The following is a 16,823-nucleotide window of genomic DNA, read 5'->3' on the forward strand; positions in this document are numbered from 1 at the left end:
AAGGATGTGTTTTTTCATTCGTAGTTACGTGAATTTATTTTAGGAATTCACGTTTTTAATTCCAAATAAATTTTAGCCAGAATGTGATCACTTTATTCAGGATGATTATTTCCGACTTGCGATAACATCCATGACCGCGTCGCGCACTTCGTATATATTAAAAGGTTTTGTGAAATATTTATCAGCCCCATTATTTAGTGCCTGTTCTGTCAATTCATTTTCGCCATAAGCTGTCATCATGAACACCGGTATGTAAGGGCTTTCTTTTTTTATTCTTTTTAGCACTTCTACCCCGTCAATTCCCGGCATTTTCATATCCAATAAGATGCAATCAGGTTTTCTCTCTTTTACGGAACGGAGTGCTTCTGCCCCATTAGAGGCTATCCTCGTTTCCAATCCCTCTTTTCTAAAAACCTCGCTTAATAGTAAACGTATTCCCGGCTGGTCGTCCACAATCAGTAAGTTCTTCAATAACACTCACCCCTTTAAATGATTGACTATACTTACAATTCAACAAATAAGGATAAACTCCTTCTTATCTTTAAAATATATTTATTCTATATTGATAACTTGGTTTTATCCGGCGAAAAAAATATAATGGAAACGAGGTGGAAAACATGAAAATAGTAACAACACAGATCAGCGGGCTTTTGCAGCGGGCTGGTTCGAATAATGAAGAAGCCGTTGAGGAGACGGCCCGATTGCTCGCTCAGGCTACAATCGGTGAAGGACAAGTCATCTTTATGGGCTTTGATGAAATGGTCGCGATGGGAATAAATGCGGAATTTGGCGCTGAACCTTTCAAAGGGTCCACTCAATATGTGGAAGGAATGGAAATCCAGTCTACTGACCGAGTTTGGCTTTTTACTCGTACTGCAAATGACGAGCGAGCACTCGGTATGGCGCGGATGCTTGCCGATAAATTCATTCCTTTTGCTGTTGTTGCAGGGGAAAAAGCGAACGATGAGAATGAATTGGCGGATCTTGCGTATACGTATATGTCGACCGGCGTGGTTAAAGGGATTTTGCCGGGCAATGATGGCGGGAGAATCGTCCAACCTCATTTGATGGTGGCGTTATTTTTGTATGAGGCCGTGAAGATGGCGTATGATGAGATGATTTTTGAGGATTGATTAGTGAGGGCTGGCGAATTTATGCGTGGGTCCGTGGGTTTATGAGTGGATGCGGAGGTTTATGCGTGAGTCCGTGGGTTTTTGCGTGGCTGCGGAGGTTTATGCGTGTATCGGCGGTGTTATGCGTGTTTGATTATGAATGAAAAAAGGTGGAGGGATTTGATCCCTTCACCTTTTTTTGTATTATGCTTCTTGGTGTTTGAGTGCTGCGCGAATGAATTCGCGGATTAGCGGTTGTGGGCGTTGTGGACGTGATGCGAATTCTGGGTGGAATTGAGTTCCGATGAAGAATGGGTGATCCTTCAACTCGATGATTTCCACGAGATGTCCATCTGGGCTTTCGCCTGCCACGATCATACCGGCTCTTTCGAATTGGTCGCGATAGATGTTGTTGAATTCGTAACGATGGCGATGGCGTTCGTAGACTAATTCGTCGTTGTAGGCCTCTTGTGCTTTCGTTCCTTCCTTCAATTTGCATGGATGTGCGCCAAGACGCATGTCGCCGCTTGGTTGATCGATATCTGTACGATCTTCGAAGTCACGGTTGTTTTCGATAATTGCGTTTTCTGTTTCGCTGTCAAATTCTGCTGAATGCGCGTCTTTTATTTCAAGAACGTCGCGTGCGAATTCGACTGCAGCAAGCTGCATGCCAAGTCCTACTCCGAAGAATGGGACGCCGTTTTCACGCGCATAGCGGACAGCTTCGATTTTGCCGTCGATTCCTCGGTCGCCGAAGCCGCCAGGTACGAAGATGCCGTCTGCTTCTTTCAATGTTTCAGCAACATTTTCAGTTGTCACTTCTTCAGAGTTGATCCAATCAAATTCGATGTCTGTATCGAATTCATAGCCCGCATGGCGGAATGCTTCTACTGCGGAAATGTAGGCATCTTGCAGCTCGACGTATTTACCGACGAGGGCGATTTTCACTTTACGTGATAGATTTCTTACGCGGTTCACAAGCGCTTCGATTTCTGTCAAATCAGGTTCCTTCGTTTCAAGGCCAAGGAAGTCGACAACGATCTTGTCCATGTTTTGTGCATGTAAACGGATCGGCACTTCGTACAATGTTTCAGCATCGAGTGCTTCGATGACTTCTTCAGGTTTGATGTTGCAGAATAAAGCGATTTTATCTTTCATTTCCTGTGGTACGGGATACTCGCTTCGGACCACGATCATATTCGGTTGAATACCAAGGCCGCGCAATTCTTTAACGCTATGCTGAGTCGGTTTTGTTTTCATTTCTCTGGCAGCGTGCAAGTAAGGAATTAGCGTGTTATGGATGTACATGACGTCGTCTTTGCCAAGGTCTGTCTTCATTTGGCGGATTGCTTCGAGGTATGGAAGTGATTCGATATCGCCGACACTTCCCCCGATTTCCGTAATTACAACGTCTGCATTCGTTTCTTGGCCCGCACGTTTGATTAGGCTTTTGATTTCATTTGTAATATGCGGGATGACTTGGACTGTCGCCCCTTTGTAATCTCCACGACGCTCTTTTCGTAGGACGGAGGAGTATACTTTCCCCATCGTTACATTGGAGTATTTATTACATTTGATGTCGATGAACCGTTCGTAGTGACCGATGTCGAGATCGGTTTCGGCACCGTCTTCTGTCACGAAAACTTCACCATGTTGGTACGGGCTCATCATCCGCGGGTCGAGGTTGATGTACGGGTCGAACTTTTGGTTCGTCACCTGTAGTCCTCTGCTTTTTAATAATCTGCCAAGAGATGCGGCATTAATTCCTTTGCCTAATGATGAAACAACTCCGCCAGTTACAAAGATATATTTAGTCATATATAGCTCCTCCTTTTAGTTAAGGGGTTTTTTAGTAAAAAAATCAAAAAAGCGCTCCTCTGTAGTCTATCTACAACAGGAGCGCTTATACACGGATTCATGTGTCCTTTTTCAAGGAGCCCAAATAGAAGATTAAATCCTTTGACGCTCGAAGTCAAGTGGAAAGTGTCAGAGAACGTCCTCGTCTTCGTCTAACTCTTCGTCTTCGTCTTCATCATCAATATCCAATTCGTCGTCTGGAACGAGTTCAAGCTCTTCATCATCTTCGATGAGATCCTCTTCGATTTCGATGATATCTTCTTCCTCTTCCTCTTCGTCTTCGTCGATGTCCTCTTCGTCATCAAGCTCGTCGAACTCTTCGTCGAATAGCTCGTCCTCATCGACTTCCTCTTCTTCTTCGTCTTCTTCCTCATCATCGTCATACGCTTTTTTCTTCTTCTTTTTGCGTACTTTAACGACAGGAGCTGTTTCTACTTCAATTTGATCAACCGGATACCACTCGCGCAATCCCCAGCCGTTGTTGATGGCAAGGAATCTTCCATCGATATTCATATCTGTGTAGAATTGAAGGAGTCGCGCCTTCATCTCTTTTTCCGACATACCTGTTAATTCACGGATTTGATTCATTAATTGTTCAAGTGTCAATGCTTCGTGTCTGTCAGTCAAAATGGCAAACGCAATATCGATCATTGATTCTTCAAGGAGTTCTTCCTTTGTCTTTTCTGTTAGATTCATCAAACGCACGTCCTTTCTCTGAACAAAAGCATACTCATCATTATATACAATGAAGCTCCTATTATGCTACCATCTTTTACTGTTCTTCAAACGTTGGAATTCTTTAATGCTAAGGAAGCCAAGGTAAAGCGAGGCAAGTAAAAACGGAATCGCCCCGTAACCCACGCCATATAAAAAGAAGATGAGGGTAATGATGACTATTATAATCATAATATGATGATACAGTTTCATCTTTTCCCACCTCTTTTCATTATTGCTTTTATTATACGTGGAAGGAACAGCCAAAATCCACTTTCTAAACAATTAAAATTCGGAAACTTTTCGTGGTTTGGTTTTCATGATGCGGCGGAAGTTTTGCGGTGTGTTTCAGGTGAGTCAAAAGTCCCAACACGAGCAAAAGTATGCTGAACTCGAGCAAAAGTCATCCGAACTCAAGCAAAACACCTTCAAACTTGAGCATAACCACATGAAACCCGAGCAAAACCTGGTCACCATGAATGAATCCATCTAAAAAGAACGCCCTTACGTACAGAGCGTCCTTCCTTTCTTACATATTGCGGCGATATTGTCCGCCGACTTCATATAATGTGTTTGTAATCTGGCCGAGGCTCGCGACTTTGACAGTTTCCATCAGTTCCGCGAAGATGTTGCCGCCGGAGACTGCGACTTCCTGCAGTTTTCGCAAGTGTTCAGCCGATTTGTCGCTATGTTGTGATTGGAAGCTGCGCAAGTTTGTGATTTGCGTCTCTTTTTCTTCCTTCGTTGCACGTGCGATTTCCATATTGTCGATGTCTTCTTCGGAAGGCGGATTCGGGTTCAAATATGTGTTGACGCCGATGATTGGCAGTTCACCCGAGTGCTTCTTCATTTCGTAAAGCATCGATTCCTCTTGGATTTTGCCGCGCTGGTATTGTGTTTCCATGGAGCCTAACACGCCGCCACGGTCGTTTAGACGCTCGAATTCCTGAAGGACAGATTCTTCGACAAGATCCGTCAGTTCTTCGACAACGAAAGAGCCTTGAACAGGATTTTCGTTTTTTGATAAACCATGCTCTTTCGTAATGATCATCTGGATTGCCATCGCGCGACGTACCGATTCTTCGGTCGGTGTCGTGATCGCTTCGTCGTAAGCGTTCGTATGGAGCGAGTTGCAGTTGTCCTGCAATGCCATTAACGCCTGCAATGTTGTACGAATGTCATTGAAGTCGATTTCCTGCGCATGCAAGCTACGACCGGAAGTTTGGACATGGTATTTCAGCTTTTGGCTGCGTTCGTTCGCGCCATATTTCTCCCGCATTGCGACTGCCCAGATACGTCGAGCCACGCGGCCGATCACGGTATATTCCGGGTCAAGTCCGTTCGAGAAGAAGAAGGATAAGTTCGGTGCGAAATCATCGATGTTCATCCCACGGCTCAAATAATATTCAACGTATGTGAAGCCGTTCGCGAGCGTGAATGCAAGCTGCGAAATCGGATTCGCTCCCGCCTCCGCGATATGGTAGCCGGAAATCGAGACGGAATAGTAATTGCGCACTTTCTTATCGATGAAATACTGCTGGATATCACCCATCATACGAAGCGCGAATTCTGTCGAGAAGATGCAAGTATTCTGTCCTTGGTCTTCCTTCAGAATATCCGCTTGCACGGTTCCACGGACGACTTGAAGCGTCGCATTGCGCACTTCCGTAAATTCCTCAACAGTCAATACGCGGCCTAACTTTTCCTCTTTCAGCTTCACTTGCTGGTCAACTGCCGTATTCATGAACATCGCAAGGATGATTGGAGCAGGTCCATTGATTGTCATAGAAACTGAAGTTGAAGGTGCGCATAAATCGAAGCCTGCATACAGCTTTTTCATGTCTTCGAGTGTACAGATGCTGACGCCCGACTCCCCGACTTTTCCGTAAATATCCGGGCGCTCATCTGGATCTTCACCGTACAGTGTCACCGAGTCGAATGCTGTCGACAAACGTTTCGCGTCGTCATCTTTCGACAAGTAATGGAAGCGGCGATTCGTTCTTTCCGGCGTCCCTTCTCCTGCAAATTGGCGTTTCGGATCTTCCCCTTCGCGTTTGAACGGGAAAACACCAGCCGTATATGGGAATGAACCCGGGACATTTTCTCTGTAAACCCAGCGGAGGATTTCGCCGTAATCCTTGAATTTCGGCAAGGACACTTTCGGAATCTTCAACCCTGACAAGCTTGTTGTCGTGAGTAGCGTGCGGATTTCTTTATCACGAATTTTCGTAATAAATTCATCACCCGCATAGGATTCTTTTAATGTTTTCCAGTTTGATAAAATGCGTTTTGATTCCGCAGAAAGTTCTTCACGCACGCCTTCCGATAGTGCCTCGAGTGAAGCGACAAGTGCATTGTCCGGCGCTTTTTCATTTACAGCTTCAATTGCACCTTCGAGTTGGAATAAACGGCGTGCTAGGTCAACTTGCTGTTCGGATTTTTTATGGTAGTCGCGGATCGTACCGGCGATTTCACGTAAATAATGTGTGCGGTCGTTCGGAATGATGACGTTCTGTTTCTGAGTTTTGACAAACTCCGTAAAGGACGTTTCCCAGTCGAGTCCGCATTTTTCATTCAACTTCGACACAAGCGCCGCGAATAGCGAGTTCGTCCCTTTGTCGTTGAATTGGCTCGCGATTGTCCCGTAAACAGGCATCGTATCGAGCTTTTTATCAAATAGAAGATGGCTACGTTGGTATTGCTTCTGCACTTGGCTAAGCGCGTCCTCGGAACCTTTTCGCTCGAATTTATTGATAACAATTAGGTCTGCGAAGTCGATCATGTCGATTTTCTCAAGCTGCGTCGGCGCACCGAATTCACTTGTCATGACATACATCGATACATCGGATACTTCCGTGATTTCAGCGTCCCCTTGCCCGATTCCGCTCGTTTCAACGATGATCAGGTCAAAACCGGCTGTTTTTACAACGTCAAGCACGTCTTTGATGGCGCCAGATAACTCAGATCTTGAACCGCGTGTCGCCAAACTGCGCATGAAGACGCGCTTGTTGAAGATTGCGTTCATGCGGATGCGGTCCCCAAGCAATGCTCCGCCCGTCTTTTGCTTCGTCGGGTCGATGGATAGGATTGCAACTTTCTTCTCCGGCAATTCGCGCAAGAAACGGCGGATCAATTCATCAGTAAGTGAGCTCTTCCCTGCCCCACCCGTTCCTGTGATTCCAAGAACCGGCGTATGTTTAGAAAGTTCCCTTGCTTTTTTGATTAATTGAATCGCGTCAGGGTTTTCTTTGTCATACATTTCTTCCGCATATGTGATCAAATTGGCAAGCACTTCTGGACGATCGGTGCTAACGTTTTCAAGACGTTCTAATTCATCATCAACTTCTGTGAGGAAATCACATTCCTCTACCATGCGGTTGATCATCCCTTGAAGGCCCATTTTGCGGCCATCTTCGGGTGAGAAGATCCAAGCAATGCCGTAGTCATGCAGTTCCTTGATCTCTTTCGGAAGGATTACGCCGCCACCGCCGCCGTAAATACGAATATGCGGCGCGCCTTTTTCCTGGAGAAGGTCGTACATGTATTTGAAGTATTCGACATGTCCGCCTTGGTAGGAGGAGATGGCGATTCCTTGTACATCTTCCTGGATAGCCGCATTGACGACTTCTTCGACGGAACGGTTATGTCCGAGGTGAATTACTTCGGCGCCGGTCGATTGCAGGATGCGGCGCATAATATTGATGGACGCATCATGGCCGTCGAATAGGCTGGATGCCGTAACGAACCGGACGTGGTGCTTCGATTTGTATATTTCAGTTGTTTGCATTTCTCGCACACCCTTTCTTTTAAGGTTCAACCTTTCAAGATTCCATTAAATAGTTGGTCGGTTTGAAAGCTGATGAAGTCTTGGATGGTGTAGTCGGCGCGCAGTGCCCATCTGCGGAATGCCCACATTTGTCCTTGAACGACGAGATGGTGTGCCGCCAAGTTGACGGCTTCCTCGTTAATCCGCAATTCACCTGAACGGGTGCATGCTTGCAGTAGGTTTTTGAATAAGGCGACCATTTCCATCTCTTTTTTCAGGACGTACTGGAGGGCGTCCTTAGGCAATGACTTTGATTCTTGGTACATGACGACGAATTCGTCAGACATGTCGTCGATTAGATGGTAATATGTGTCGATTGCCGATTGGAGCCCTTCCACAGTTCCTTCCTGATCCATCGAGGCGGACAGGCGGCTTTGCACTTCATTGTAAATACTGTCGCAGACAAGGTAGAGGACGTCCTCTTTCGTCCGGATGTATTCGTAAAGAGTGCCGATGCTGAAACCGGCTGCTTTCGCGATTTCTCTTGTCGTTGCTCGGTGGAATCCTTTTTCCTTGAAAAGTCGGACGGCCCCTTGGATGATCTGATCACGTCTTTTTTCAATCAAACTTTCATCTTTGACCGACGATTTCACTTCGCGCTTCACTTGCATCATCCTCCCCGATTATTTTGTCAGCATGCGGGAGATGACAAGGCGCTGGATTTCCTGCGTTCCTTCATAGATTTGCGTAATTTTCGCGTCTCTCATGTAGCGCTCAACCGGATAGTCTTTCGTGTAGCCATAACCGCCGTACACTTGAACAGCTTCCGTAGTTACTTTCATCGCCGTATCCCCGGCCATCAGTTTCGCCATTGCAGATGCTTTTCCGTATGGCAGGTTATTTGACTCAAGCCATGCAGCTTGGTATGTGAGTAGACGGGATGCTTCCGTCGCAGTTGCCATATCAGCAAGTTTGAAGCCGATTCCTTGATTCGCAGCGATTGGTTTGCCGAATTGGACACGCTCTTTCGCATAGTCAACAGCGACGTCAAGTGCACCTTGCGCAATTCCAACTGCTTGCGCGGCAATTCCGTTACGGCCGCCGTCCAATGTTTTCATTGCTACGATGAACCCTTCGCCTTCTTCACCAAGTAGGTTTTCTTTCGGTACACGGCAGTTGTCGAACATGATTTCAGTTGTCGGTGATGAACGAATCCCCATCTTTTTCTCTTTCTTCCCTACGGAGAAGCCCGCAAAGTCTTTCTCGACGATGAATGCGCTCGTGCCTTTATGTTTCGAATCCGGATCTGTTACCGCAAATACGATGTAGATGTCAGCAATTCCGCCGTTTGTAATAAAGATCTTTGAGCCGTTCAATACGTAATGATCCCCGTCAAGCTTCGCAGTTGTGCGCATGCCACCAGCGTCTGAACCTGAGCCTGGTTCTGTTAGACCGTATGCACCGATTTTTGTTCCTTCCGCCATCGGACGAAGGTATTTCTGCTTTTGTTCTTCCGTACCGAATTTGAATACCGGCCATCCAGCGAGTGATGTATGTGCAGAAAGCGTTACACCAGTTGACGCGCAGACGCGTGATAGTTCTTCAACTGCGATACAATATGCAAGATAGTCGCTGCCGATTCCGCCATATTCTTCTGGCCAAGGGATACCTGTCAGACCAAGTTCGGCCATTTTGTTCCAGATGTCCATGTCAAAGCGCTCTTCTTCATCACGTTCGGCTGCTGTCGGAGCGACGTCATTCATTGCGAAATCGCGTACCATTTTACGAATCATTTCATGTTCTTCCGATAGTTTAAAATCCATGTTTGTTTCCTCCTTAGGGTATGGGTGTATTTACTGTATATGCCTATCTCGTCTGAGCAAGCGCCTTCCGCTTTTCGTTATTGTCCAGCTCCAGGCGCTAAACGCTCGGGTCATAAGTCAAAGATTCTTTGTGGCAAAAAACGCCACACCGAATCTTTGTCTTATGCCTGTCGCGTCTGAGCAAGCGCCTTCCGCTTTTCGTTATTTCGTTAAATGCTTGCTGATGACGATGCGCTGGATTTCGCTTGTGCCTTCGTAGATTTGGGTTACTTTAGCGTCGCGGAAGTAGCGTTCTACTGGGTAGTCTTCTGTGTATCCGTAGCCGCCGAATACTTGAACGGCTTCGATGGCGTTGTCGACAGCGGTTTGGGATGCGAAAAGTTTTGCCATGGAGGCTTCTTTTCCGCATGGTTTATCTTCCGAACGAAGTTGTGCTGCGCGGTAGACGAGGAGTCTTGCCGCTTCGGAAGCGGTTGCCATGTCAGCTAATTTGAAGCCGACTCCTTGATTTGCTGCGATTGGTTTGCCGAATTGCTTACGTTCCATTGAATAGGCGGTAGCTGCTTCAAGGGCAGCTTCTCCTATACCAAGGGCTTGTGCTGCGATGCCAATTCTCCCGACATCGAGGTTTGCCATTGCGATTTTAAAGCCTTCGCCAACTTCGCCAAGTACGTTTTTCGCAGGCACTTTCATGTCTTCGAATGTGAGTTGCACAGTTCGCGAACCGTGAAGCCCCATCTTTTCCTCGTCTTTTCCGATGATGAGTCCTGGAGTATTTTTATCGACAATAAATGTCGTGATGCCGTAAGTCCCTTTTGAAGAATCGGTCGATGCAAACACGATATAGACATCCGCTTCCCCGCCATTTGTAATGAACACTTTAGAGCCGTTCAGTACGTAGTGATCGTCTTTTTTCACGGCTCTTGTTTTGAGTGATCCGGCGTCTGAACCTGCGCCTGGCTCAGTTAGGCAGAAAGCGCCAAGGTATTCACCGGTCGCCATTTTCGGCAAGTATCGGTCTTTTTGTTCTTCATTTCCGAAATACATGATCGGGTTCGTGCCGACTGAAGAATGAACGGAAAGGATGACGCCGATAACCGCGCTCACTTTCGACAGTTCATGAATGGCAATGATGTAGGAAACGAAGTCCATATCAGAGCCGCCGTATTTTTCTGGCACGGTAATGCCCATTAGACCTAACTCGCCCATTTTCGTCAGGATTTCGCGTGGAAACTCGCCTGCTTCCATGCGTGGAATGAACGGTTCAATTTCTGCCTTCGCAAAATCCCTGACCATCGTACGCATCATCTGCTGTTCTTCGGTGAATTGAAAATCCATTGGAATTAGCTCCTTTACTTAACGTGATAGTCACCCGTTAACGGTCATGTTCACAAATTTATCGGTCAAATTCGGCGGGTTATCGGTCACGAGCGGTTAGTTTTTCGGTCAGTTCCGCCAAGTTATCGGTCATGTTCACAATTTTATCGTCGTTTCATGACCTTTGACCTACCAGATTACATAGCCGTCGCCTTTATCAAATCAAGAATATTCATAGAATCCGCGGCCGGATTTTTTACCTAACCAGCCTGCGTTGACGTACTTTCTGAGCAACGGACAAGGGCGGTATTTCGAGTCGCCAAAGCCTTCGTGAAGCGTTTCCATGATGTAAAGGCAAGTGTCGAGGCCGATGAAATCCGCGAGTTGCAAAGGTCCCATTGGATGGTTCATGCCAAGTTTCATCACTTCGTCTATCGCTTCTTTTGAAGCAACGCCTTCGTACAATGTGTAGATTGCTTCGTTGATCATCGGCATGAGGACACGGTTTGCGACGAATCCTGGGAAGTCATTTACTTCGACAGGCGTTTTTGATAGTTTACGAGTCATATCTTCGACAGCTTGGTACACTTCGTTGGAAGTCGCGAGGCCGCGGATAATTTCGACGAGCTTCATGACAGGAACAGGGTTCATGTAATGCATGCCGATAACGTTTTCCGGACGTTTCGTCACTGCTGCGATTTCAGTGATTGGTAAGGATGAAGTGTTTGTTGCGAGAATTGCATGCGCTGGCGCAATCCCGTCGAGCTGTTTGAAAATTGATTTCTTAATGTCCATATTTTCGACTGCTGCCTCGATGACGATGTCGACGTCGGATGCATCTTGAAGGTCGAGCGATTTCGTAATGCGGCCAAGGACTGCATTCTTTTCGTCTTCCGTCATTCGACCTTTTTCGACGTTGCGGGAAAGGTTTTTCGTAATAACGGCAAGCCCCTTCTCAAAGGATTCTTCTTTGATATCGTTCAATTTGACGTCAAAGCCGGCTTGTGCGCATACTTGGGCGATTCCTCCACCCATTTGTCCAGCTCCGATAACCATTACTTTTTTGATTTCCATAATCAAGTACCCCCGTCTACGATTGAAAATATTTACTGTTGAAAAGTTCGTTTAAACGAGAACTCTAAACGTTGTAATGAGAACTCTTTAGGATTAAACGAGAACTCCGGTCGCTGTAATGAGAACTCTTTTGGATAAAACGAGAACTCGCTACGTTGTATGGAGAACTCTTTGTGAATAAATGAGAACTCCAGACCCCGTAATGAGAAGTCGATGCTATTTCCTGAATTACTCTTTCTCTACCTCAATCATTATCGCGTCGCCTTGCCCGCCGCCTGAGCAGATTGCGGCTATGCCGATTCCGCCGCCGCGGCGTTTAAGTTCATACGCAAGTGTTAGGATAATACGTGCTCCGCTTGCGCCGATTGGATGACCGAGGGCGACTGCTCCGCCGTTGACGTTTACTTTTTCAGGGTCAAGGCCTGCGATTTGCGAGCTTGCGAGAGCAACTGCTGCGAATGCTTCGTTTATTTCAAAGATATCGATGTCTGATAGGTCTTTTCCTGTTTTCTTCAATAATGCGTTGATGACGAGTCCTGGTGTTTGTGGGAAGTTTTCGGGCTCAATTGCAACTTCGGCGTGGCCGATGATTGTTGCTAAAGGCTTTTTGCCTTCCTTCGCCGCACGCTCTTCATTCATTAAGACAAGTGCGCATGCACCGTCATTGACGCCTGGCGCGTTTCCGGCTGTGATGGTGCCATCTTTTCCGAAAGCTGGGCGCAATTTTGCGAGTGTTTCAAGTGAAGTATCTCGGCGAGGTGCTTCGTCTGCTTCAACTTTTACCGGATCACCTTTGCGTTGCGGGATTTCTACGGCAACAATCTCCTCAGCAAATTTCCCTTCGTCAATTGCGGCAAGTGCTCGCTCATGGCTTCGTAACGACCATTCGTCTTGCATTTCACGTGTTAGTGAAAATGAATCGGCTGTCTTATTTCCGTACGTCCCCATGTGAACGCGGTCCGGTGTGAATGAGCAGGAAAGGCCGTCGTAGATCATGCCGTCCACCAATTGTGTGTCGCCCATCTTCAATCCGAAGCGGCCTTTCGGTAAGTAGTAAGGCGCATTGGACATTGATTCCATGCCGCCTGCTACAATTACTTCTTCGTCACCGAGACGGATAAGCTGGTCGCCAAGCGTGACGCTCCGCATTCCGGATGCACAGACTTTATTGATGGTCTCTGTTTTTACCGACCATGGAATTCCCGCTTTCGTCGCTGCTTGTCTGGAAGGGATTTGCCCTTGACCTGCTTGCAGCACGGTACCAATAATCACTTCGTCAATGTCTTCCGCCTTCACATCTGCCCGTTTCAATGCTTCCTTGATGGCAATTGCGCCAAGATCGCTTGCTGTTTGGCCGGATAATGCACCACCAAATTTTCCAAATGGAGTACGTGCCCCATCAATAATGACTGTTCGATTCATTTCCTTCTCCTCCATTTCAAATGATAACGTTTTCATTTCTTTGCAAGCAGTGATGACTGAACGCTCGCTCGGTTATTAATTCGAAAAAATAGGGAGTGCAAAGACTCCCTATCATTTTCCGCTAACTTGATATTCACTAAGCTTACAATTTTCTTAATTATACCGTTCATTTTTAATTGTTGCAATATCCTGCATTTATCGGACATAGTTTAATAGGTTTAATCAATGTTGAGTTTATTGCAAAATCTGTTCTTCCGCCTCTTCACCAGCTGCTTGAAGATTTTCTCCGAAAATAGACTTTTCAAGAAGCTCGGCAATGTCATACGTTCCGACTTTGTCTTCCACTTCGATCGCTTTCGTACCGTCGGACAGCATCGTCAAGCAGTATGGACAGCCTGATGAAATGATTCCTGGGCTGACTTCCATCGCTTGTTCTGTACGTGCAACGTTGATGCGGTGGCCTGTATCTTCTTCCATCCACATGAGTCCGCCGCCCGCTCCACAGCACATGCCGTCTTGGCGATTACGTTTCATCTCGACAAGGTTGACGCCTGGAATCGCTTTAAGGATTTCCCGCGGTGCATCGTAAACGTCGTTGTATCGGCCGAGGTAGCAGGAATCATGGAACGTGATTGTTTCATTGATCGGATGCACTGGCTTCAACTTCCCTGCCATGACGAGGTCATATAGCATTTCAGTGTGATGAAGGACTTCCGCTTTGAAGCCGAAATCCGGATATTCATTCTTAAAAATATTGTATGCATGCGGGTCGATAGTGACAATTTTCTTGACGCCTGCTTTTTCAAATTCATCGATGTTACCTGTCGCAAGTTCTTGGAATAGGAATTCATTCCCGAGACGACGTGGCGTGTCACCGGAGTTTTTCTCTTTATTCCCGAGGATTGCGAATTTGACGCCCGCTTCGTTCATCAAATGCGCAAAAGCGAGTGCGATTTTTTGTGAACGGTTGTCGAATGCCCCCATCGATCCGACCCAGAAGAGGTATTCGAACTCTTCGTCCGCTTTCTTCATTTCTTTCACTGTCGGAATGTGAAGCTCCGGACGCATGTCGCGCCAGTTCTCTTTCTCTTTACGGTTAAGACCCCATGGATTTCCTTGACGTTCGATGTTCGTCATCGCACGTTGAGCATCTGCGTCCATCTTCCCTTCCGTCATAACAAGATAACGGCGAAGGTCGATAATTTTGTCGACGTGCTCGTTCATAACCGGACATTGGTCCTCACAGTTACGGCAAGTCGTGCAAGCCCAGATTTCCTCTTCCGTGATGACGTCGCCGATGAGGGATGGGTTGTAAATATCATCAAGCGTCGCACCTTCGAGACCTGCTGCAAGTGCGATTTGGTTGCCCTTCGTATGCTTGAACATTGGAGCCGGCACCCAAGGTTGTTTCTTCGTGACGAGCGCCCCAGTGTTCGTCAAGTTATCGCGAAGTTTTGTGATCAAATCCATCGGGGACAGCATTTTGCCCGTCCCTGTAGCTGGACACATATTCGTACAGCGGCCACATTCTACGCAAGCGTAAAAGTCGATCATCTGTTTTTGTGTGAAATCGGTGATTTTGCCAACCCCAAGTGCCGGCATATCGTCTTCGTCTTCTGCTTCTTCAAGTGCTTCGAAGTCGATCGGCGAAAGCTTCCCTCTGCGGTCAAAACGCATCATATACGTATTGATTGGTCCTGCGATCAAGTGCGCATGCTTCGATTGCGGCACGTAGACGAGGAAAGTAAGCAATGTGAGCAAGTGAATCCACCATGCGATAAAGAACACAACTGCTGCTGCAGTCGGGCTCATGAAGCTGAAAGCGGTTGCAATTGCAGATGCCATTGGCTCTGTCCAAGTCGTTTCATGGCCTTGCCATATCATGTTCATGCCGTTTGAAACGAGCGTCGAAACCATAAGTGTTCCAATGAAAATCAGGACAAGTCCAGATTTCCAGCCGCGCTTCAAGCGGACGAGTTTCTCAACGTAACGACGGTGGAATGCCCAAACGACGGCCACCAAAATGACGGCAACAACGATTTCCTGGAAGAATGTAAATCCGCCATAAATCGGTCCGAACGGTAAATGCGAGCCCGGTTTCAAGCCCTTCCAAATAAGGTCGATTGCACCAAACTGGACTAATAAGAAGCCATAGAAGAACATGACGTGGATGATCCCGCTTTTCTTATCCTTCAATAATCTTTTCTGACCAAACACGTTCACCCAGATTGCTTGAAGTCTACGAGACACATTATTATCAAACTCTTCTTTTCGTCCGAGTTTAATGAATTGCGTACGTGACGTTATTAAATGTGTGAATAATGCAAGCGCATAGGCAACAACTGCAAGGAATAAGATCCAGTTAGCGACTAATAATGCATTCATTCATTTCCTCCCCTTCCGATAACTATAAACTTTATGAATAGTGTAGTAGAAAACGGATACATTGTCGACGTTATATTTAATAGTCTAAGATATGAATGAGCATTCAGTCAATGGATATTTTTTATTTTCCGATACTTTAGTTGAGTTTGAAAAAGCGACTCCACGTCATTTACCTGACATTGGAGCCGCCACTTTGCGGGACGATTTCATATAGTTTCTCCTGAAAATGCTGTTTTGCTTTTTCAATTTTAGCCGCCGGTACGCTGACCAACACACTTGTGGCGGGACCCGCTGATTTATTTACATCAACATTCACTTGAATTTCAATTTTAAGGTTGCCTGTCAACTTCTGAAACTCCTCCAAAATCCCGCGGGATCCTACTGGCCAAATTCGATGGATAATTCCTTGGTCCATCGCTTCCTTGATTAATCGGAGGGAGGCGATTTCGCCCGATCTATCCATAACTGCCCCACCGACAAGCGGTGTGCCGTACACATACCAAGCGCAATCGGTTTCGCAAGCAGCTTCCCGCTTCCTTCCAATCATCGTAACAGCAACGGCCGATTGCATGAGCTGCATATTCGTTTCAGTGCTGCCTGAAATTTTTGGAGTATCCAAATTTGATTCCCGGAAGACTTCCTCTACGCCCGCTACATACGCCTCCCAACTTTCGTCACCGCTGAAATTATGAATGAGAACGGCAATCGGGTCGGCGTGTGCGGCCCACTGCTCAAGCAATGCGACCCGCGCGGCGAAATGGGCGGTTACTTTATCAGGAACCGCGACAAGATCATTCGGTTTCTCCCCGATGCCACCTGAATTGTCGGTCGTTATGATAAGTCCATCGCCAAGTTCGATTGCATTCCTCATCGAATTAGACCGAATCTGCCGCTCACGGTTTTCGATAGTGCAGGCATAACAACTGCTGCCACGATTGCGTTCAGGACTGTAGCGAGTAAAATTGCAGGAACTGCACGGATAAAGAATGCTGGCGATACAAGGAAGTAAAACGGCAACGGCGCAAGCAGTCCGTTTGCGATGATGAAGAAAATCCACTTCCACGAATGTCTTCCCGCTTTATGAAGACGTGCAAAAACATAAAGGATGACTAACATTTCGATCGCTATCAGAATGTGGAATGGGCCAAGCGGGAACCCCGCGTACATTGCCGATGCGATGTGACCTGTCATTGATGCAAATCCGACGAAAACCGGTGGCAAAAAGGATGCTGAGAGAAGCGCTGGCACCGTGTCTAACGCCAAGGATCCTACGCCGGACGGGATTTTTATGAACCCGCCGACTGCGCAGAGTGCTGCGAATAAAGCTGTTAAGACAAGCGTTCTTACATTCAT

General features: G+C 46.7%; 14 protein-coding genes. 1 reads left to right on the top strand and 13 read right to left on the bottom strand.

All coding sequences use genetic code 11. From position 1 onward, the window contains the following. Positions 1-105: 105 nt before the first annotated feature. A complete protein-coding gene (locus tag ACFPZG_RS01935) occupies positions 106-471 on the bottom strand; it encodes a response regulator (protein ID WP_317940394.1) in 366 nt (121 codons plus the stop codon). A gap of 146 nt (positions 472-617) precedes the next feature. Between ACFPZG_RS01935 and ACFPZG_RS01940 the strand changes: the two genes are divergently transcribed. Further along, a complete protein-coding gene (locus ACFPZG_RS01940) occupies positions 618-1,133 on the top strand; it encodes a DUF2529 family protein (protein WP_283733079.1) in 516 nt (171 codons plus the stop codon). Positions 1,134-1,316: 183 nt separating this feature from the next. Here the strand turns inward: ACFPZG_RS01940 and ACFPZG_RS01945 are convergent, their stop codons facing one another. The 12 genes from ACFPZG_RS01945 to ACFPZG_RS02000 form a co-directional block, all read right to left on the bottom strand. Further along, positions 1,317-2,930 (bottom strand): CTP synthase, encoded by a 1,614-nt coding sequence (locus ACFPZG_RS01945; RefSeq protein WP_283733080.1) that lies wholly within the window; start codon positions 2,928-2,930, stop codon positions 1,317-1,319. 168 nt (positions 2,931-3,098) lie between these two features. Then, positions 3,099-3,665, bottom strand: a complete 567-nt coding sequence (gene rpoE / locus ACFPZG_RS01950; protein WP_317940395.1) for a DNA-directed RNA polymerase subunit delta — start codon at positions 3,663-3,665, stop codon at positions 3,099-3,101. A 66-nt stretch (positions 3,666-3,731) separates the two neighbouring features. Beyond that, positions 3,732-3,896, bottom strand: coding sequence for a hypothetical protein (locus ACFPZG_RS01955; RefSeq protein WP_283733081.1), 165 nt, complete (start codon positions 3,894-3,896; stop codon positions 3,732-3,734). A 316-nt stretch (positions 3,897-4,212) separates the two neighbouring features. Next, a complete protein-coding gene (icmF, locus tag ACFPZG_RS01960; protein ID WP_317940396.1) occupies positions 4,213-7,470 on the bottom strand; it encodes a fused isobutyryl-CoA mutase/GTPase IcmF in 3,258 nt (1,085 codons plus the stop codon). A 26-nt stretch (positions 7,471-7,496) separates the two neighbouring features. Beyond that, complete coding sequence (locus tag ACFPZG_RS01965) at positions 7,497-8,120, bottom strand: TetR/AcrR family transcriptional regulator (protein WP_283734713.1); 624 nt, start codon at positions 8,118-8,120, stop codon at positions 7,497-7,499. A 12-nt stretch (positions 8,121-8,132) separates the two neighbouring features. After that, entirely contained in the window at positions 8,133-9,272 is a 1,140-nt protein-coding gene (locus ACFPZG_RS01970) for an acyl-CoA dehydrogenase (RefSeq protein WP_317940397.1), read from the bottom strand. A gap of 201 nt (positions 9,273-9,473) precedes the next feature. After that, complete coding sequence (locus tag ACFPZG_RS01975) at positions 9,474-10,610, bottom strand: acyl-CoA dehydrogenase (RefSeq protein WP_283733082.1); 1,137 nt, start codon at positions 10,608-10,610, stop codon at positions 9,474-9,476. 201 nt (positions 10,611-10,811) lie between these two features. After that, entirely contained in the window at positions 10,812-11,663 is an 852-nt protein-coding gene (locus tag ACFPZG_RS01980) for a 3-hydroxybutyryl-CoA dehydrogenase (RefSeq protein WP_283733083.1), read from the bottom strand. Between the two features lie 228 nt (positions 11,664-11,891). Continuing rightward, on the bottom strand, positions 11,892-13,085 hold the full coding sequence (locus tag ACFPZG_RS01985; protein ID WP_283733084.1) for an acetyl-CoA C-acetyltransferase: 1,194 nt from the start codon (positions 13,083-13,085) through the stop codon (positions 11,892-11,894). A 234-nt stretch (positions 13,086-13,319) separates the two neighbouring features. Continuing rightward, the gene (locus ACFPZG_RS01990) at positions 13,320-15,470 is read right to left on the bottom strand and encodes a (Fe-S)-binding protein (protein ID WP_317940398.1); all 2,151 of its coding nucleotides are present in this window, start codon (positions 15,468-15,470) and stop codon (positions 13,320-13,322) included. 169 nt (positions 15,471-15,639) lie between these two features. Continuing rightward, positions 15,640-16,341: a hypothetical protein gene (locus ACFPZG_RS01995; protein WP_283733085.1), complete on the bottom strand. Its 702-nt coding sequence runs from the start codon at positions 16,339-16,341 to the stop codon at positions 15,640-15,642. Beyond that, positions 16,338-16,823, bottom strand: a complete 486-nt coding sequence (locus ACFPZG_RS02000; RefSeq protein ID WP_283733086.1) for an ECF transporter S component — start codon at positions 16,821-16,823, stop codon at positions 16,338-16,340. Before ACFPZG_RS02000 ends, ACFPZG_RS01995 begins: the two co-directional genes overlap by 4 nt.

The sequence above is a fragment of the Sporosarcina thermotolerans genome, assembly GCF_042658975.1.
Lineage (GTDB): Bacteria > Bacillota > Bacilli > Bacillales_A > Planococcaceae > Sporosarcina > Sporosarcina thermotolerans.